Source organism: Pseudomonas sp. GD03875, assembly GCF_029840585.1.
GTDB lineage: Bacteria > Pseudomonadota > Gammaproteobacteria > Pseudomonadales > Pseudomonadaceae > Aquipseudomonas > Aquipseudomonas paralcaligenes.
Genome location: NZ_JAOCCV010000001.1, coordinates 170286 through 187758, shown reverse-complemented (window position 1 = coordinate 187758; position 17473 = coordinate 170286). Strand labels below are relative to the sequence as shown.

Annotated in this window: 17 protein-coding genes; 8 read left to right on the top strand and 9 right to left on the bottom strand. The window is 67.0% G+C overall.

Translation table 11 applies throughout. From position 1 onward, the window contains the following. Positions 1 to 59 precede the first annotated feature (59 nt). The 3 genes from N5D30_RS00880 to dapA form a co-directional block, all read right to left on the bottom strand. Entirely contained in the window at positions 60 to 929 is an 870-nt protein-coding gene (locus N5D30_RS00880) for a phosphoribosylaminoimidazolesuccinocarboxamide synthase (protein ID WP_279907250.1), read from the bottom strand. A 94-nt stretch (positions 930 to 1023) separates the two neighbouring features. Then, positions 1024 to 2139, bottom strand: coding sequence for an outer membrane protein assembly factor BamC (bamC, locus tag N5D30_RS00875; protein WP_220813622.1), 1116 nt, complete (start codon positions 2137 to 2139; stop codon positions 1024 to 1026). Between the two features lie 17 nt (positions 2140 to 2156). Next, positions 2157 to 3035, bottom strand: a complete 879-nt coding sequence (gene dapA / locus N5D30_RS00870) for a 4-hydroxy-tetrahydrodipicolinate synthase (protein ID WP_279907249.1) — start codon at positions 3033 to 3035, stop codon at positions 2157 to 2159. Positions 3036 to 3202: 167 nt separating this feature from the next. Between dapA and N5D30_RS00865 the strand changes: the two genes are divergently transcribed. Genes N5D30_RS00865 through N5D30_RS00855 form a run of 3 tightly spaced genes read left to right on the top strand, consistent with a single transcriptional unit; the run spans position 3203 to position 5127 of the window. After that, positions 3203 to 3760, top strand: coding sequence for a glycine cleavage system protein R (locus tag N5D30_RS00865; RefSeq protein ID WP_220813620.1), 558 nt, complete (start codon positions 3203 to 3205; stop codon positions 3758 to 3760). Between the two features lie 16 nt (positions 3761 to 3776). Further along, positions 3777 to 4250 carry a peroxiredoxin gene (locus N5D30_RS00860; protein ID WP_279907248.1) on the top strand — a complete coding sequence of 158 codons (474 nt, stop codon included), beginning with the start codon at positions 3777 to 3779 and terminating at the stop codon, positions 4248 to 4250. 22 nt (positions 4251 to 4272) lie between these two features. Further along, complete coding sequence (locus N5D30_RS00855) at positions 4273 to 5127, top strand: sulfotransferase domain-containing protein (protein WP_279907247.1); 855 nt, start codon at positions 4273 to 4275, stop codon at positions 5125 to 5127. Positions 5128 to 5203: 76 nt separating this feature from the next. On the opposite strand, the gene osmE is transcribed toward N5D30_RS00855, so the two are convergent. The 6 genes from osmE to metH all read right to left on the bottom strand — a co-directional run bounded on the left by osmE (position 5204) and on the right by metH (position 11479). Continuing rightward, complete coding sequence (gene osmE, locus N5D30_RS00850) at positions 5204 to 5536, bottom strand: osmotically-inducible lipoprotein OsmE (protein ID WP_279907246.1); 333 nt, start codon at positions 5534 to 5536, stop codon at positions 5204 to 5206. Between the two features lie 77 nt (positions 5537 to 5613). Next, entirely contained in the window at positions 5614 to 6267 is a 654-nt protein-coding gene (locus N5D30_RS00845) for a potassium channel family protein (protein ID WP_279905570.1), read from the bottom strand. 68 nt (positions 6268 to 6335) lie between these two features. Next, entirely contained in the window at positions 6336 to 6857 is a 522-nt protein-coding gene (locus N5D30_RS00840; protein ID WP_279907350.1) for an AAA family ATPase, read from the bottom strand. Continuing rightward, complete coding sequence (gene pnuC / locus N5D30_RS00835; RefSeq protein WP_279907245.1) at positions 6854 to 7405, bottom strand: nicotinamide riboside transporter PnuC; 552 nt, start codon at positions 7403 to 7405, stop codon at positions 6854 to 6856. The genes N5D30_RS00840 and pnuC overlap by 4 nt, the downstream gene beginning before the upstream one ends. 25 nt (positions 7406 to 7430) lie before the next feature. Beyond that, positions 7431 to 7757 (bottom strand): DUF6176 family protein, encoded by a 327-nt coding sequence (locus N5D30_RS00830; RefSeq protein WP_279907244.1) that lies wholly within the window; start codon positions 7755 to 7757, stop codon positions 7431 to 7433. 11 nt (positions 7758 to 7768) lie between these two features. Further along, positions 7769 to 11479: a methionine synthase gene (gene metH, locus N5D30_RS00825; RefSeq protein WP_279907243.1), complete on the bottom strand. Its 3711-nt coding sequence runs from the start codon at positions 11477 to 11479 to the stop codon at positions 7769 to 7771. Positions 11480 to 11693: 214 nt separating this feature from the next. On the opposite strand from metH, the gene N5D30_RS00820 reads away from it, so the two are divergent. The 5 genes from N5D30_RS00820 to N5D30_RS00800 all read left to right on the top strand — a co-directional run bounded on the left by N5D30_RS00820 (position 11694) and on the right by N5D30_RS00800 (position 17452). Further along, the gene (locus tag N5D30_RS00820) at positions 11694 to 12653 is read left to right on the top strand and encodes a hypothetical protein (RefSeq protein ID WP_279907242.1); all 960 of its coding nucleotides are present in this window, start codon (positions 11694 to 11696) and stop codon (positions 12651 to 12653) included. 137 nt (positions 12654 to 12790) lie between these two features. After that, positions 12791 to 13570 carry a hypothetical protein gene (locus N5D30_RS00815; protein ID WP_279907241.1) on the top strand — a complete coding sequence of 260 codons (780 nt, stop codon included), beginning with the start codon at positions 12791 to 12793 and terminating at the stop codon, positions 13568 to 13570. A gap of 122 nt (positions 13571 to 13692) precedes the next feature. Beyond that, on the top strand, positions 13693 to 14040 hold the full coding sequence (locus N5D30_RS00810) for a hypothetical protein (protein WP_279905737.1): 348 nt from the start codon (positions 13693 to 13695) through the stop codon (positions 14038 to 14040). A gap of 44 nt (positions 14041 to 14084) precedes the next feature. Beyond that, on the top strand, positions 14085 to 15302 hold the full coding sequence (locus tag N5D30_RS00805) for a hypothetical protein (RefSeq protein ID WP_220813609.1): 1218 nt from the start codon (positions 14085 to 14087) through the stop codon (positions 15300 to 15302). Next, positions 15287 to 17452, top strand: coding sequence for an ATP-binding protein (locus N5D30_RS00800; protein WP_279907240.1), 2166 nt, complete (start codon positions 15287 to 15289; stop codon positions 17450 to 17452). Before N5D30_RS00805 ends, N5D30_RS00800 begins: the two co-directional genes overlap by 16 nt. The last annotated feature ends 21 nt before the right edge of the window (positions 17453 to 17473 follow it).

Here is a 17473-nt window from a genome sequence, read left to right as displayed (position 1 = left end):
GCTGTAGCGTCTGCAACACGTAACGGGGACATAGCCCTTCTAAAACCCGACCGGTTCGTTCAGCTGGTCAGGCGGGTCAGTGCCTCGCGGTACTTGTCGGCGGTCTTCTGGGCGACGTCGGTGGGCACGGTAGGGGCGGGGGGCTGTTTGTTCCAGCCGGTGGACTCCAGCCAGTCGCGTACGAACTGCTTGTCGAAGCTCGGCGGGTTGCTGCCCTCGGCGTAGCTATCGGCCGGCCAGAAGCGGCTGGAGTCGGGGGTGAGCACCTCGTCCATCAGGGTCAGGGTGCCGTCTTCATCCAGGCCGAATTCGAACTTGGTGTCGGCGATGATGATGCCGCGGGTAGCCGCATATTCGACTGCCGCGCTGTACAGGGCGATGGCGGTGTCGCGCACCTTGGCGGCCAGTTCGGCGCCGATGATGGCTTCGCACTGTTCGAAGCTGATGTTCTCGTCGTGGTCGCCGACGGCGGCCTTGGTCGAGGGAGTGAAGATCGGCTGCGGCAGTTTCGCCGCTTCCTTCAGCCCGGCCGGCAGCTGGATGCCGCACACGGTGCCGCTCTTCTGGTATTCCTTCCAGCCGGAGCCGACGATGTAGCCGCGCACGATGGCCTCCACGGCCACCGGCTTGAGACGCTTGGCGACCACGGCGCGGCCGTCCACCAGCGGCAGTTCGGTGGCCGACACCACGTCTTCCACTTTGTCGCCGGTGAAGTGGTTGGGCACCAGTCCTTTGAGCTTATCGAACCAGAAGTTGGAGATGGCGGTGAGGATCTTGCCTTTCTCCGGGATGGGTTCTTCGAGGATCACGTCGAAGGCCGACAGACGATCGGTGGCGACCATCAGCATGCGCTTGTCGTCGATCTCGTAGAGGTCGCGGACCTTGCCGGAGTAGATCTTCTTCAGGCTCAGGGTGGTGGGAGTGTTCATGTCGAATTTCCGCCTGGTTCAAACGAAACAGGCGAAACCCGCGGGGTTTCGCCTATCGGTTTTCGCTGCGGGCCCGGCCAGGCCGGGCCGGGGGTCAGCCGAGGTTGCCCTGGATCAGGGTCAGCACGCGGCGGGCCACGTCTTCGGGGGCCGCGGTGTTGATGTCCTTCTCCACGGTTACCTGCACGTCACCGCCGGCGTTGCTGGTCAGGCGTACCTGGTAGCGTTCGGCGCGGGCGTCGATCTCTTCCTGGCTCGGCTCGCTGCCGAACAGGCCGCTGATGAAGCCCTTCTCTTCCTTGGGCTTGTTCGCGCCTTCGGCCAGGTTGACGTAGTACACGCCCAGGCTGCGGTTGATGTCTTCCACGCGCACGTTGCTCAGTTCCAGGGCGCGGCCGATGCTCGACCAGGCGCGGTCGAAGTCGGTGCTGAGGTTGAGCACCGGGTTGCCGGCGCCGTCCTGGGACAGGGTCACGCGGCTGGGGGCATCGTAGTTACGAGCGGCCAGCAGGGAGACGGAACCGTGTTCCGCGCTGCTGCTGAGGTCGGCGAGCATGCCGTCGAGCAGCGAGGCTTCGAGGCCGGCGTTGCCGGTGCGGGCCGGGAAAGCCACGTCGGCGCGGCTGCCTTCCTCGCGCTCGGCACTGACCACGAATACTTCGCTGGTGTTGCGCACCACGCCGGGCTCGATGCGCACGCGCACCCGGACCTGGTTGTCGCTGTCGCTCATCAGGCTGCCCAGGCGGCGACCCATGGAGGGGGTCAGGTCCTTGGCGCCTTGCCATTCGGTGATGAACTCACCGGTCTGGGCGCGTTCTTCGGCGATGCGGAAACCGCTGTTCTCGAAGTAGGAGCGGGCCACCGGCCAGACTTCCGACGGCGCGCGCTGGGCGACCAGCCAGCGCGAGTCGCCGCTCTTCTGCAGGCTGAATTCGCTGGCTTCGCCGGTGGCGCCGAGCGCCTGCGGCCGGGGAACTTCGAATTCCCGCGGGTTGGCGTTGCTGTCGGCCACGTGCGCCGGTATCGGCAGCAGCGGGTCGAGGCGCTTGGCCTCGACGTTCGGCGGCACCTGCATCGGCGCGGTGCGGCGCGCTTCCAGGTAGTCGGTGGAGCGGTCACGGAAGTAGCCTTCGTCGCCCCACAGCCAGCCACAACCGCTGGTGCTGGAGATGATCAGGGCAAGGGCGGAGAGTCCAGCCAGTCGCTTCATGCGCAAGTATTCCTCGATTAAGCCAGGACGCCGGACTGGCGCATGGCCTGACGCAGCGGTTCGTGACAACGCGGGCTGAGCCAGGTCAGCGGCAGGCGGATGCCGTCCTGCATCAGGCCCATCTCGTGCAGGGCCCACTTCACCGGAATCGGGTTGGATTCGATGAACAGGTTCTTGTGCAGCGGCATCAGGCGCTCGTTGATGGCGCGCGCGGCGGCGGCATCGCCGTTCATAGCGGCGGCGCACAGGTCGGCCATGGCGCGCGGGGCGACGTTGGCAGTCACCGAGATATTGCCCTTGCCGCCGATCAGCATCAGTTCGACGGCGGTGGGGTCGTCGCCGGAGTAGACGAGGAAGTCGGAGCTGACGCGGTCTAGGATTTCCTGGCCGCGCTGCAGGTCGCCGGTGGCTTCCTTGATGCCGATGATGTTGGCCACCTTGGACAGGCGCTCGACGGTTTCCGGCAGCATGTCGCAGGCGGTGCGGCCGGGCACGTTGTAGAGAATCTGGGGAATCGCCACGCTCTCGGCGATGTGGCGGAAGTGCTGGTACAGGCCTTCCTGGGTCGGCTTGTTGTAGTAGGGGGTGACCAGCAGGCAGGCGTCGGCGCCGACGCTCTTGGCGTTCTGGGTCAGCTCGATGGCTTCGCGGGTGCTGTTGGCGCCGGTGCCGGCGATGACCGGGATGCGGCCGGCGACCTGGTCGACCACTCGGCGGATGACTTCGACGTGCTCGTCGACGTCCAGGGTGGCGGATTCGCCGGTAGTGCCGACGGCGACTATGGCGTTGGTGCCTTCCTGCAGGTGAAAGTCGACCAGTTTGCTCAGCCCGGCCCAGTCCAGACCGCCTTGTGCGTCCATGGGCGTGACCAGTGCCACCATACTGCCCGAAATCATGCAAACCGCTCCTGCCGGAAAAAAGAGCGGTAATGGTACTGGCGCCACTGGTGTTGCACAAGCGAGCGGAGGCCCGGCCGGCATTCCCCTGGGCGGCGCTTTTCGCTACCCTTCTGCCTTTGCTCTGGCGCCCGTTGCGCCGGGACCCTTCGTTTCAGGAAAGCTGCATGTCCACCCCTCAGGTTCGCGAACAATTCCTTGTCATCAGTGCCCTCGGCCCCAACCCCATGGAGCTGACCAGCGTGCTCTGCCGGGCCAGCCAGGAAAACCGTTGTGGCGTTGTCAGCAGCCGTCTCACCCGTCACGGCGAGTACAGCTCGCTGACCCTCCAAATCAGCGGCAGCTGGGATGCCCTGGCCCGCCTCGAAGGCGCCTTGCCGGCGCTGGCCAAGCGCCATGGCTTCAGCGTCAACATGATCCGCAGCGGCGCCCTCGAGGCGCGCCCCAACTCGCTGCCCTACGTGGCCTACGTCAGCTGCGCCTATCGTCCGGACATCCTCAACGAGCTGTGCCAGTTCTTCAGCGATCACCGCGTGGAGCTGGAGAACATCACCTGCGACACCTACCAGGCGCCGCAGACCGGCGGCACGCTGCTCAACGCCACTCTGACCGTGACCCTGCCGCCGGGCACCCAGATCAGCTGGCTGCGCGACCAGTTCCTCGACTTCGCCGACGCCCTGAACCTGGATGCGCTGATCGAGCCCTGGCGCCCGCAGAATCCTTAATAAAAGGAGCCGAAACATGGCCGTTTCCCTCGACCAGCCGGTCGCCGACTTCAACGCCGCCGCCACCGGCGGCCAGCAGGTTTCCCTGGCCGCGCTCAAGGGCCGCCAGGTGGTGATCTATTTCTATCCCAAGGACAGCACCCCGGGCTGCACCACCGAGGGGCAGGGCTTCCGTGACCGCTATCCGCAGTTCCAGGCGGCCAATACCGCGGTCTTCGGCGTGTCGCGCGACGGCATCAAGTCCCACGAGAACTTCAAGTGCAAGCAGGAGTTCCCCTTCGAGCTGATCAGCGACAAGGACGAGGCGCTCTGCCAGCTGTTCGACGTGATCAAGCTGAAGAAGCTGTACGGCAAGGAGTACCTGGGCATCGACCGCAGCACCTTCCTGATCGACGCCGACGGCGTGCTGCGCCGCGAATGGCGTGGCGTGAAGGTGCCGGGGCATGTGGATGAGGTGCTGGCCGCGGCGACAGCCTTGAACAATGGCTGATGGGCAAGGAATTCATCAGGGCGTGAAGGTCGACTTTCTGGTCCCGGGCATCAGCAAGTGCGGAACCACGACGCTTTGCTATCTGTTGGGCGAGCATCCGGAAATCTTCATTCCGGAGATCAAGGAGCCCAATTACTTCGTCAATGAGGACCTGTCCGAGCACCGTCCCTTCTACGAAGGGCTGTTCGCCCCTGCTGCGCCTGGTCAGCTGCTGGGGGAGGGCTCTCAGCTGTACAGCACCGTTGAGTTCGAGAAGCTCGTCAGCACCCGGCTGCGTGAACACAATTCGGAGATGAAGCTGATCTTCAGCGTGCGTAACCCCCTAAAGCGCATCGAGTCGAGCTACCGCGAACATCACCACAGCGGCCCGAGCTATGCGATCAACACGCCCTTTGGCATCGCCGCCGCGATGACCGCCTTGCCGGCCCTGCTGGATGATTCCCGCTACTGGCAGCGTCTGCAGAACTATCGGCGTCATTTCCGCGACGATCAGATTCTGGTGGTCTTCCTCGAAGACCTGCAGCAAGAACCGCAGCGCGTGCTCGGGCAATGCTACGAGTTCCTCGGCGTCGACAGCGGCTTCGTCAATGCCGTGGCGAGCACTACGCAGCTGAATGCCGGAGAGGAGAAGCTCTATGACACCCGACTGTTGCGCTACCTGCGCACCCACGGGCGTACCGGCTTCAAGATCGCGAGCATACCCATTCCGACCCAGGACAAGCTGTTTCGCCGCCTGGGGCTGCGTCGCCCCTTCACGAAACCGATACGGTGGAGCGAGGAGGCCAGGGCCAGGGTCGTCGACACGCTGAAGGCCGATATCGCCGAGCTTCTCGCCTACTGCGGGCGGCCGGCGGATTTCTGGAAAGAGTTCGCCTGAGCGGAGCGCCGACGGCTTGTCGCCATCGGCGTTGGTGATCAGGGGCAGCGGTGCGCGCGGCGCACCCTGCCGTGGTTCAGATGCGTCGCTTGTTCTTCTGGTGCTGCTCGCAGGTCATGAAGCCCTTGCCCTCGACCCGGTCGTTGACGTCGAAGGTCACGTAGTAGGGCTGTTCCTTGCCGTCCACGTTAAGGACGTAGTTGTTGCAGGTGCCGGGCGTGACGGTGTTGTCCACTTCCGAGGAGGGCGGGCCGCCGAGGGTGCGGACCTGTTCCTTGGTCATGCCGTCGCGGATGTCCTGGACCAGTGGTTCGTCGCGGTAGGTCACGTAGTCGGCCGGGTTTTCCACGGTGGAACAGCCGGTGATCACGGTGACCACGCCCAGTGCTGCCAGAGTGCGCTTGTACATAGTGTCGCTCCATCGCATGAGCCGGACTGGCTCCCTGGTTTTTGGAGCGGCGCGCTCCTTGCTGAGTTCGAGTTTTTTCAGCGCTTGGCCACGGTCATGGCGATCAGCCGCGACACCACCAGGGCGAGGTACATGACCCCGGCGAACTGCTCGATCATCACCAGCGAGCGGGCCACCGGGGTGAGTGGCGTGATGTCGCTCAGGCCGACGCCGGAGAGGGTGGTGAAACTGAGGTACAGCAGCTCCATCCAGGTGCGCGCCGCCTCGGGCTCGATGGCCGCGCCGAAGCTGCCGGGCACCAGCAGCTGGCAGAAGGTGTAGAGGTGGGCGAAGGCCCAGGCGAGCAGGGTGAAGGTGGCGCCGACGGCGTACAGCTCGTCGGTGCTGGCGTGCAGGTCGGCGCTCATGTAGGCGATCAGGCTGGCCGTGGCGTAGAAGTAGAAGGCCGCCTCCAGCACCGAGATCAGCGCCTCCAGCAGCAGGCTGGCCGTGACCACGTCGAGCAGGGTCAGGCCCACCACCAGCACGGCCAGCACCCCGGCTACCCAGGCCTGCGCCGGGCTGCGCTTGACCACGTGCAGCGCCATGCCCAGGACCAGCACGCCGAACGCGCCGAACAGCGCCCGGCCGATCTGGGTGTCTTCCATCCAGGGATACAGCAGCACGCCGAGCAGCTGGACGAACAGCAGGCCGGCGGAGGGGTGGCGGCGGATGTAGGTGATGGGCGACATGGGCTTCCTGCGGCGTCTGGTGGGCAAGGTGTTCGATAACCCGCAGTGTAGGGCAGGTTCCCGCTGTTTCAGTCGATCAGCCGCGCGACCTGTTCGAGAACCTGGCGCTCGCGCTGCGCCCAGTCGCCGCCGACATCGACGCAGGCCTGGTCGTGCTGGCGCAGCCAGTCGCCGCAGTGCCGGTGGAAGCGCAGGCGGTCGGCCAGGTCGGGCTGGCAGCGCTGGGCGTCGCCCTGCCAGTCGACGCCCAGCGGCGACAGCAGCAGGTGCAGGTCGTAGCGGCGGGCCAGCAGCTCCGGCTCCAGCCAGGCCGGGCAGTCGCCGAACAGGGTCCGGCTCCACAGGATGTTGCTCAGCAGGTGGGTGTCGAGGATCAGCAGCGCCGGCTCGCGGGCGCGGGCGGCATCTTCCCAGCCCAGCTGGCCGCGGGCGATGGCGGGGATGTCCGCGAGGCAGGTGTCGCGTCGCTCGCGTTCGATGAAGTGGCGCACGTACTCGCCGACCACCAGGCCGCCAAAGCGCTGTTGCAGGCGCTGTGCGAGAAAGCTCTTGCCGCTGGACTCGGGGCCGGTCAGCACCACCACCTTCACCGGGCGGCCCGCCATTCGCGCAGGCCGAGCACGGCCAGGGCGGTGAACACGCCGTACAGTCCGGCGGTCAGCCAGTAGTCCTGAAGGGCGAAGAAGCCGACGTAGAGCACGTCGACCACGATCCACAGCAGCCAGCACTGCCAGCGCTTGAGCGCCATCCACAGCTGGGCCAGCAGGCTGAAGGCGGTCAGGAACGCGTCCGGCCAAGGGTGGACGGCCTCGGTGAAGCGATCCATGACCAGCCCCAGCAGCAGGCCGATCAGCACGGCCGCGCCCAGCCCGATCAGCGCTTCGCCTCGGCTGGCGTTGCTGACCGGGCGCCGGCCGCTCTCGTCCACGCCCTGGCGCCATTGCCACCAGCCGTACAGCTGCATGGCGGCGAACACGCCGTGCAGCAGCACCAGCGAGTAGAGGCGGGCATCGAAGAAGAACCAGGCGTAGAGCAGCACCATGAGCAGGCCGATGGGCCAGCACATGCTGTTCTGGCGCACCGTCAGCCAGACGGCGGTGACGCCCAGGGCGGAGGCGAGGAGTTCGAGTGGTGTCATTCGTCGCCGGGGCGGCTCGTGCCGATCATGCCTGCAGGTCCACCAGCAGCTCGCAGTCGATCATGCCTTCGCTGTCCCAGGTGTCGCGCTTGAACTGCCGGTGCACGGCGTCCACCTCCAGGCTGGACTGGGCGCCGATCGCCTGGGCCCGCTCGATGTCCTGGCAGCGGATGTAGGCGAGCAGGTAGTGCTCGCCGGCGATCTGCACCTGGAACCAGGACTCGACCTCGATGCCCTCGTTGCGGATGGACTCGATGGCCTGTTCCTTGAGCTGGAGGATACGTTCCTGCCAGTCGGCGACCAGAGCGCCGGTGTCGGGCTTGAGGCGAATCAGTCTGGCCTTGACGTCCATGGTGGGGGCCTTCAGCTGTCGTAACCCAGGTTCGGCGCCAGCCAGCGCTCGGTCACGGCCAGATCCTGGCGTTTGCGGGTGGTGTAGCTTTCCACCTGATCCTGGTCGACCTTGCCGACCGCGAAGTACTGCGTCTCGGGGTGGGCGAAGTACCAGCCGGACACGGCGGCGGCGGGGAACATGGCGTAGTGCTCGGTGAGGAACACGCCGCTGCGGCCGGCCTTGTCGAACTCGGCCTCGGGGTCGAGCAGGGCGAACAGGGTCTTCTTCTCGGTGTGGTCCGGGCAGGCCGGGTAGCCGGGTGCCGGGCGGATGCCCTTGTAGGCTTCCTTGATCAGTTCCTCGTTGCTCAGGTGCTCGTCCGGCTGGTAGCCCCAGTACTGCTTGCGCACCTGTTCGTGCAGCCACTCGGCGCAGGCTTCGGCGAGGCGGTCGGCCAGTGCCTTGACCATGATCGAGTTGTAGTCGTCGCCGGCGTCCTGGTAGGCCTTGGCCACTTCCTCGGCACCGATGCCGGCGGTGGTGATGAAGCCGCCGATGTAGTCGGTCACGCCGCTGTCCTTCGGCGCGACGAAGTCGGCCAGGGACAGGTTCGGCTTGCCGTCGGGCTTGATGGTCTGCTGGCGCAGGTGGTGCAGGGTGGCCAGCGGCTGGCCGTCGTCGCCGTAGACCTCGATGTCGTCGTGGTCGATCTGGTTGGCCGGCCAGAAGCCGAAGATCGCGCGGGCGCTGATCAGCTTCTCGTCGATCAGCTTGTTCAGCAGGGCCTGCGCATCGGCGAACAGCACGGTGGCGGCCTCGCCGACCACTTCGTCGGTGAGGATGCGCGGGTACTTGCCGGCCAGGTCCCAGGAGATGAAGAACGGTGTCCAGTCGATGTATTCGGCCAGCACCCTGAGGTCGATGTCGTCCAGCACCCTGACCCCGGTGAAGGTCGGCGGCACGGCCTGGTAGGCGCTCCAGTCGAACTGCGGCTTGTTGGCGATGGCCTTGTCGTAGGCCAGGCGCTCGGTGCGCGAGGCGCGGGCCGAGGTGCGCTCGCGCACCACCACGTACTCTTCTCGGGTCTTCTCGACGAATCCGGCCTTCAGTTCCTTCGACAGCAGCTGGGTGGCCACACCCACGGCGCGCGAGGCGTCGGTGACGTAGATGACCGCGTCGTTCTGGTACTTGGGTTCGATCTTCACCGCCGTGTGGGCCTTGGAGGTGGTGGCGCCGCCGATCATCAGCGGCAGGGTGAAGCCCTGGCGCTGCATCTCGCGGGCGACGTGGACCATCTCGTCGAGCGACGGGGTGATCAGCCCGGACAGGCCGATGATGTCGCACTTCTCGGCAATCGCCGTCTGCAGGATCTTCTCCGCCGGCACCATCACGCCGAGGTCGACGATGTCGTAGCCGTTGCAGCCGAGCACCACGCCGACGATGTTCTTGCCGATGTCGTGCACGTCGCCCTTGACCGTGGCCATGAGGATCTTGCCCTTGGCCTCGGGCTTGTCGCCCTTCTCGGCCTCGATGAAGGGGATCAGGTGGGCCACGGCCTGCTTCATCACCCGGGCGGACTTGACCACCTGGGGCAGGAACATCTTGCCCGAGCCGAACAGGTCGCCGACCACGTTCATGCCGCTCATCAGCGGGCCCTCGATGACCTCGATGGGGCGCGCGCACTGCTGGCGGCATTCCTCGGTGTCTTCGACGATGAAGGCGGTGATGCCCTTGACCAGGGCATGCTCCAGGCGCTTGTCCACCGGCAGGGCGCGCCAGGCCTCGTCTTCCACTTCCTTGGCGGCGCCGTCGCCCCTGTACTTGTCGGCGATGGCCAGCAGCGCCTCGGTGCCTTCCGGCGTGCGGTTGAGGATGACGTCCTCGACCCGGTCGCGCAGCTCCTTCGGGATCTCGTCGTAGATCTCCAGCTGGCCGGCGTTGACGATGCCCATGGAGAGGCCGTTCTGGATCGCGTAATAGAGGAACACCGAGTGGATCGCCTCGCGCACCGGGTTGTTGCCGCGGAACGAGAAGGACACGTTGGACACGCCGCCGGAACTCAATGCGTAGGGCAGGTGGTCACGGATGTAGGCGCAGGCGTTGATGAAGTCGACCGCGTAGTTGTTGTGTTCCTCGATGCCGGTGGCGACGGCGAAGATGTTGGCGTCGAAGATGATGTCTTCCGGCGGGAAGCCCACCTCGTTGACCAGGATGTCGTAGCTGCGCTGACAGATTTCTTCCTTGCGCGCCTGGGTGTCGGCCTGGCCGACCTCGTCGAAGGCCATCACCACCACGGCGGCGCCGTAGCGCTTGCACAGGCGGGCATGGTGCTTGAACTGCTCGACGCCTTCCTTCATGGAGATCGAGTTGACGATGCCCTTGCCCTGGATGCACTTGAGGCCGGCCTCGATCACCTCCCACTTGGAGGAGTCGATCATGATCGGCACGCGGGAGATGTCCGGCTCGCCGGCGATCAGGTTGAGGAACCGGACCATGGCCGCCTTGGAGTCGAGCATGCCCTCGTCCATGTTGATGTCGATCACCTGGGCGCCGGCTTCCACCTGCTGCAGGGCGACTTCCAGGGCCTCGGTGTAGTTCTCCTCGCGGATCAGCCGGGCGAACCTGGCCGAGCCGGTGATGTTGGTGCGCTCGCCGACGTTCACGAACAGCGAGCTGCGGTCGATGGTGAACGGCTCCAGGCCGGACAGGCGGCAGGCCTTGGGAATCTCCGGGATGGCGCGCGGCGGGTACTTGGCCACGGCCTCGGCGATGGCCTGGATGTGCGCCGGAGTGGTGCCGCAGCAACCGCCGATGATGTTGAGGAAACCGCTCTGGGCGAATTCCTCGATGACCGCCGCCGTCTCGTGGGGCTGCTCGTCGTATTCGCCGAAGGCGTTGGGCAGGCCGGCGTTGGGGTGGGCGGACACATGGGTGCCGGCCTTGGCCGCGAGTTCGGCCAGGTACGGGCGCAGGTCGGCGGCGCCAAGGGCGCAGTTGAGGCCCACGGAGATCGGCTTGGCGTGGGCTACCGAGTTCCAGAAGGCCTCGGTGGTCTGCCCGGACAGGGTACGGCCGGAGGCGTCGGTGATGGTGCCGGAGATCATGATCGGCAGCTCGATGCCGATCTCCTCGAACACCCCCTGCACGGCGAAGATCGCCGCCTTGGCGTTTAAGGTATCGAAGATGGTCTCGATCAGGATCAGATCGGCGCCGCCCTCGATCAGGCCCTTGGTCGCCTCGGTGTAGTTCTCCACCAGTTCGTCGAAGGTGACGTTGCGGTAGCCGGGGTCGTTGACGTCCGGGGAGATCGAGCAGGTGCGGCTGGTCGGGCCCAGCACGCCGGCGACGAAACGCGGCCGGTCCGGGGTCTCCAGGGTCTTGGCATCGGCCACCTGACGCGCCAGGCGCGCGCCCTCGACGTTCAGCTCGTACACCAGGCTTTCCATGCCGTAGTCGGCCTGGGACACCTGGGTGGCGTTGAAGGTGTTGGTTTCCAGGATGTCCGCGCCGGCATCCAGGTAGGCCTTCTCGATCGCGCCGATCACGTCCGGGCGGCTGAGAATCAGCAGGTCGTTGTTGCCCTTGACGTCCTGCGGCCAGTCGGCGAAGCGCTCGCCACGGTAGTCGGCCTCCTCCAGCTTGTAGCTCTGGATCATGGTGCCCATGCCGCCGTCGAGGATCAGGATGCGTTCTTTCAGGGCTTGCGAAAGAGCCTGGAGGCGGGCGCTGCGGTCGGACATGGGGACTACCTGGGGGAAGCGTGCGGAAAAGTGCCAGATGATAGCAAAGCCGCGTGGAATTCCGGGCGCTGCGGGGTTTGCATGAATTCGGCTCATGTTGGCGACTTGACAGGATGTCAACCGCAGCGGCCCCGCACCTGACAAGTCCGGAACTGATTGGCGGCCGGTCCACTGGAATAATCCGCCCCATATCCAGCCAACGAGGAGAAGGGATATGGAAGCCACACAGCGGGTCGCCGAGATGGCGGGGTATTTCCTGGGGCACGCGCTCTGGAGCGTGTCGGATGGCGAGGTGCTGGTGCCGATCCTCGGCTACCTGAAGGCCGACGACTCGCGCAGCATGCAGCGCCTGGCGATGGGCTCCATCCAGGCCGTGGCCACCGGCGAGCGGCGGATCAACGCGCTGCAGCCGGACGAGCGCGGCGCGGTGTTCATCAAGGACGCCCTGGTCACGCTGCCCACCGGCAAGACCGACTGCCTCAGCCTGGATATCCGTTTCGCCGACGGCGGCCAGCGCCAGCTGCAGTACCTGCTGCCGTACCGCAACGCCGCCCACGCCTCCGGGTTCGCCGTGCACCGCCTGAAGGTCAGCCAGTGGCACGGCCTCTCGATGGAGGAGGTGGACGCCTTCACCCAGGCCCTGTTCGACGGGCTGAACAGCCACGAGCAGGGCGGCGCGCTGTGGCGCGACGTCTACGTCGACCAGGCCGGCGAAAGCGCCCAGCACCAGGGCGAGGAGAACAGCCAGTTCGACCCGGACGAGTTCCAGCTGCTGCGCCGGGTGCCGTTCCTGGTGTTCTTCCTGGTCGCCGCCTCCGACGGCAAGGTGGACCGCAAGGAGATCGCCGCCTTCGGCAACCAGCTGGTCGAGGCCGACAAGTACGCCGACCCGCTGCTGACCCGCATCGTGACCAACGTGGTCAACGAGGTGGCGCCGATGGTGGCGCAGGTGCTGGAGCAGCCGCCGGAATTCGCCACCGAACTGCGCCGGGTGCGCGCTCTGGTCGATGCGCGGATATCCCCGGAGGCCGGTCGCCACTTCGGCGAGGCGGTGCTCGCCATGGCGCGGGACGTGGCCAGCGCCTCGGGCGGCTTCTTCGGCTTCGGCAGCCGGATCAGCCGCACGGAGCAGCTCGCCCTGGCGGTGATCGCCGACAGCCTCGGCGTCGCCTGAGAACACCTGCCGTGGGAGCGGCCTTGGCCGCGAACCGGGTCAACGGCAAAGGCTTCGCGGCCAAGGCCGCTCCTACGGCGGTTGCCTATTTCCTTGCTCACGGGATCGTGAACGCATGCCCTGTGGAGGCAAACCAGATGTCGCAGAACTCGAATGTCCTGATGCTGTTCTTCGAGGACAAGGCGCAGCACGAAAGCTGCGTGCTGGCCATCGTCAACCTGATGCGTGGCGACGACGCCAAGAGCCAGGTCTGGCAGGAGCAGCTGGGCGTGGACCTGACCAGCCACTGGCACGAGGACTGGTTCAACCACGAATTCAGGGCGCAGCCGGAATTCATCCGGCTGGCGTTCGACAGCTCCACCACCTCGTCGCTGCCGCTGGAGCTGCTGCTCAGCCTGTTCGAGCACGGCCTGCAGGCGGCGGTCATCGAGGTCTTCCACGACCAGGTCGGCGAGACCGAGCGTCACCACTTCCTCGCCGGCGCCCTGGTCAACCCGGACGACCTCTATCGGCACAAGCCCGAGCTGCGGGCCATCGTCGAGCAGGAAGTGGGCGAGGTGGACGAGGAGGACGGCTGCACCGAGGTCCGAGTGCGGAGCCCCGTGTCCCTGCGCAAGCTGATCGCGGAGGCGCGCAAGAACGAGGCGCAGGCCCGCGAGGCAGTGGAGGGCATCGTCAGCCTGGCGAAGGCGGCGCGCGAGTCCGGCACCAACCCGATCCAGCTGATGAAGGGGGTGATGGTGCTCTGGGCCATCGGCAAGGGACTGCTGCACGCGGTGATCTTCACGGTGGTGGCCCTGGTGTTCTTCAAGGGCGTGTGGCTGTGGGTCGGCATCGGCCTGCTGCTGGCGATCGTGTTGCCGCTGATCTACGCGGTTCGCGCCAACGCCGAGTTCGCCGGCGGGCACGCGGAATAGATAGAAGGAAACCTGTCGGTTCGGCTGTCGGATGTGGCTTTTTGCCGCCATGATGTCGGGCCATTGCAAACCAAGGCGGCGCTGCTGATACACTCGCGGCCCGCGTAGTCGAGGGAAATGGAATGAAAGCGTTGATCTGCGCGGCGAGCGCCCTGTTGTTCGTGGTCCCGGCGGCCCAGGCCGCCTGCTCGGTGGACCTGGTCGGCACCTGGAGCGTCACCCACACCAGCGAGCGCCTAGGCGCTCCCCGGGTCAAGGAGGACATGCCCTCCGCGTTCAGCTTCTCCAGGGACAACCTGGACGTGAGCCTGCCGTTCATGTCGGCGCAGAGTCCCTACACCTGCTCGGGCAGAACCATCACGGTGCACAAGACCATGCCCTGGGTGCTGGAGATCGTGTCGCCGGGCATGCGCGAGATCGCCTGGAAGGACCAGAACAGCGGCCGCATCTTCTACCTGAAGCGCAGCTGACCGCGGCCGCTGGCCCGGATCGGGAACCTCAGCAGGGGCTAGGAATGGAAGCAGAAGTCTTTTCCACGTTGCTGACCCTGTACATGCGCAGGATTCGCGCCAGCGCCTCCGGCGTGGCCGCCGAGATCGGCCTCAGCCGGGAGGCGGTGAACAACTGGCGCAACGGCCTCTCGCTGCCCAACCCGCGCTCGCGCGACAAACTGGCGGCGTGCGCGCGCTACCTGCGCCTGACCGAGCAGGAGACCAACCGGCTGTTCAGCGCCGCCGGCTTCGAGCGCGAGTTCCCGCTGCAGGCGGACGGCACCGGCGAGACGCCGTTCGCCGCCTTCATCGAGTCCGTGTTCGAGCAGTTGGGACGCCTGACGCCCTATCCCATCGGCCTGCTGCTGTCCCAGGCGCACTGGGGCCAGCCGCCGTTCCGCCAGGAGCTGCTGGCGCGGGCCCGCGGCCTGTACGGCGACGCCTGCGTCCTGCATATCCAGCCGCCATACAGCACCAGCACCCTGGTCTCCGACTACTTCGCCGCCATCGGCCGCCAGTGCGGCTTCGGCAACGTCACGTCCGACTACGAATTCGAATCCGCGCTGGAACAGCGCCTGCTGGCCGGCGAGCGCATCTTCTGCCTGGTGAGCCGCTTCGAGCAGGGCACGCCGGCGCTGCGCGAAACGCTGGCCGGCATCCTGCGCAGCCTCAGCGAGATGCACAGCGGCCGCCTGCACCTGCTGCTGTGCGGCGGCGAGGCGCTGGCCGACCTGAAATACCGCAGCGGCGACCTGTCGCTGCTCAACATCGCCCAGGTCCGCTACTGGCCCGAACTCGACTTGTCCGAACTGGCCTCGCTCGCCGCCACGCGCTGGCCGGGCCGGCGTTTCGACCAGGCGATGCTGGCGGAACTGCTGGAAAGCTGCGGCGGCCACCCGGCGCTGGCCGAGGAGGGGTTGCAGTGGCTGGTGGAACACTCCGGCCTGAACGCCGCCTCGCAGCGGGCGCTGCAGGATCACCTGGGCGACAGCGCCCGCCTGTGGCAGGCCTTCCTGCCGCTGGCCGAAGACCCCTCGGCGCGCGAGCGCCTGCGCGAACGCCTGACCGCGCTGGACCTCGGCCGGGCCAGCCCCTACCTGGCCGACGGAGAGCTGCGCCGCCTGTTCTGGAACAACCTGATCACGGTACGCGGCCAGGGCGACTCGGCCCGCCTGCACTGGCGCAGCGAGATCATCCGCGCCACTGGCCTGAAGGTGCTGGCGACATGCTGCGCTACCTGATCGAGCGGCTGGCCGAGGCCACCCCGCGCCGGCGAGTGATCATCGCGCTGGTCACCCTGTTCGTCGCCAGCGCCCTGCTCACGCCGCAGTACAACCCGCTCACCCGCGACTACGCGCTCGGCACCGCCAACCTCAGCCGGGTGTGGAACGAGCTGTTGGTGTGGCGCACGGTGATGGCCGAGGCCCGCACCATCGAAGACGGCTGGCCCAAGGACATCGAGACCTACCGGCCACCGATCGACGACCCGCTGGTCAGCGTCAGCTCGCCGCAGCCGTACCGCCTGGCGGCCGACATCGCCGACCGCGACGAACTGGGCGGCCTGGCCGGCAAGCAGGTGATCCTCGACTTCTCCCGCAGCGACGACAGCTGGGTCTGCCGGCCCGGTGTGCCGCCGATCTCGACCCGCTACCTGCCCATCAGCTGCCAGCGCAGCGGCGGCGAGAGCCCGCTGGTCCTGGACCTGAAGTGGCTGGTGATCATCTGCTTCCTGCTGTTCGTCATCGCCGGCCTGCTGCTGTTGTTCCGCCATCCGCTGCTGGGGCCGGTGCAGATGCGCCCGAAGGCCCTGCTGAGCACGCCGCTGGAGCGCCTGGCCAAGCTCGACCGGCTGCTGGGCATGCTCGGGCGCCGCGCCACCACCCTGCAGGCCGCGGGTGTCACGCCTTCCAGCTGGCAGCAGGCGCTGGCCTGCGCCGCGGCCGACGGCGAGGCGCGGGTGGCGCAGCTGGCGCTCAAGCTCGGCGCGAATTCCCAGCCGAGCCCGGGCTGGTCGCTGCCCGGGCAGGTGTTCGAGTGGCGCTTCACCGCCGACCTGCCGTTCGCCCTGGACCGCTGCCTGGTGTACCTGCCGGCCGCCGGCATGGCCGCCGAGCAGATCGTCCACCACCTGCGCGCGGTACAGACGGGGCTGGACGTGATGCTGGTACCGACCGCCGAGGGGCAGGAGGAACTGGAGACGTTCTGCGCCGACCACGCCAACCTGTTCGTCGCGCTGGACAGCCCGAGCCAGACGGAATGGCTGCTGGGGCGCAAGCCCGGCGAAGTGCTCCTGCGCCTGCTCGCCGCCCAGCTGCGCCTGACCCGCATCTCCCCCTACCAGACGCGCGGCGGCGTGGTGCGCGCGGACTCCTTCTTCGGCCGCGCCCACCTGCTTGCCCGCGTGCTCAACCGGGAACCCTCCAACTACCTGGTGGTGGGCGGGCGCCAGCTGGGCAAGAGCAGCCTGCTGAAGGCGGTGCAGCGGCGCCTGCAGAACCATCCGCTGATGGTCTGCCACTACATCTCCCTGCGTGACCACCGGCTGGCGCCGCGGCTGGCCCTGCAGTTCGGCCTGCCGGCAGAAACCCCGCTGGAGCGGATCATCGAGCACGTGGTGGCGAGCCACGAAGGCAAGCGCGTCTTCCTGCTGATCGACGAGGCCGACCTGTTCTTCCGCGACGAGGCCGGCCACGGCTACCCGCAGCTCTCCACCCTGCGCGCGCTGAGCGAGGAGGGGCGCTGCTGGTTCATGCTGGCGGGGTTCTGGGACCTCTACGCCACGGCGGTGCTCGACTACCAGTCGCCGCTGCGCAACTTCGGCGAGGTCATCACCATCGGCGGCCTGGAGGCCGATGCCTGCCGCGAGCTGGCCACCATCCCCCTGGCCCGCCTGCGTCTCGGCTTTGCCAGCAGCACGCTGGTCGACGAACTGGTGGAAGCCAGCGGCCAGCGCGCCAACCTGGTGGCGATCATCTGCCAGGAATGCCTGGAAGCCATGGGCCCCGGCGCCTCCGTGGTGGAGCGCGCGCACCTGACCAAGGCGCTGGCCTCCCAGGCGGTGCAGGACGCCCTGGCGGGCTGGGCCCGGCTCAGCCACGACGAGAACGCCTGCCGGCTGGACCGGATCGTCGTCTACCACACCGCCTACCATGGCCGCACCAGCCTGGCCAACCTGGTCGCGCTGATCCGCGCCAGCGGGCGCCATGCCGAGGTCGACGCCCTCAAGCACTCCCTGGCGCGACTGCTGCTCGGCTTCGTCCTCAAGCGCACGGAAACCGGCTACGCCTTCGCCGTCCCCCTGTTCGCCCGGCAGTTCGACCGGGAGGAGCTGCGGCTGCTGCTGCAACAGGAGCTGGTCAACCTTTCCAGGGCTTCCAGCGGAACGACTTGACGCTACGTCAAGTTTCCCCGG

What these genes read in the sequence shown, in the direction of transcription:
- bamC (WP_220813622.1), bottom strand. Translation starts at nt 2,139, where the DNA reads ATGAAGCGACTGGCTGGACTCTCCGCCCTTGCCCTGATCATCTCCAGC.
- N5D30_RS00865 (WP_220813620.1), top strand. Translation starts at nt 3,203, where the DNA reads ATGTCCACCCCTCAGGTTCGCGAACAATTCCTTGTCATCAGTGCCCTC.
- N5D30_RS00810 (WP_279905737.1), top strand. Translation starts at nt 13,693, where the DNA reads ATGAAAGCGTTGATCTGCGCGGCGAGCGCCCTGTTGTTCGTGGTCCCG.
- pnuC (WP_279907245.1), bottom strand. Translation starts at nt 7,405, where the DNA reads ATGACACCACTCGAACTCCTCGCCTCCGCCCTGGGCGTCACCGCCGTC.
- metH (WP_279907243.1), bottom strand. Translation starts at nt 11,479, where the DNA reads ATGTCCGACCGCAGCGCCCGCCTCCAGGCTCTTTCGCAAGCCCTGAAA.
- dapA (WP_279907249.1), bottom strand. Translation starts at nt 3,035, where the DNA reads ATGATTTCGGGCAGTATGGTGGCACTGGTCACGCCCATGGACGCACAA.
- N5D30_RS00800 (WP_279907240.1), top strand. Translation starts at nt 15,287, where the DNA reads ATGCTGCGCTACCTGATCGAGCGGCTGGCCGAGGCCACCCCGCGCCGG.
- N5D30_RS00880 (WP_279907250.1), bottom strand. Translation starts at nt 929, where the DNA reads ATGAACACTCCCACCACCCTGAGCCTGAAGAAGATCTACTCCGGCAAG.
- N5D30_RS00815 (WP_279907241.1), top strand. Translation starts at nt 12,791, where the DNA reads ATGTCGCAGAACTCGAATGTCCTGATGCTGTTCTTCGAGGACAAGGCG.
- N5D30_RS00845 (WP_279905570.1), bottom strand. Translation starts at nt 6,267, where the DNA reads ATGTCGCCCATCACCTACATCCGCCGCCACCCCTCCGCCGGCCTGCTG.
- N5D30_RS00860 (WP_279907248.1), top strand. Translation starts at nt 3,777, where the DNA reads ATGGCCGTTTCCCTCGACCAGCCGGTCGCCGACTTCAACGCCGCCGCC.
- N5D30_RS00820 (WP_279907242.1), top strand. Translation starts at nt 11,694, where the DNA reads ATGGAAGCCACACAGCGGGTCGCCGAGATGGCGGGGTATTTCCTGGGG.
- osmE (WP_279907246.1), bottom strand. Translation starts at nt 5,536, where the DNA reads ATGTACAAGCGCACTCTGGCAGCACTGGGCGTGGTCACCGTGATCACC.
- N5D30_RS00805 (WP_220813609.1), top strand. Translation starts at nt 14,085, where the DNA reads ATGGAAGCAGAAGTCTTTTCCACGTTGCTGACCCTGTACATGCGCAGG.
- N5D30_RS00830 (WP_279907244.1), bottom strand. Translation starts at nt 7,757, where the DNA reads ATGGACGTCAAGGCCAGACTGATTCGCCTCAAGCCCGACACCGGCGCT.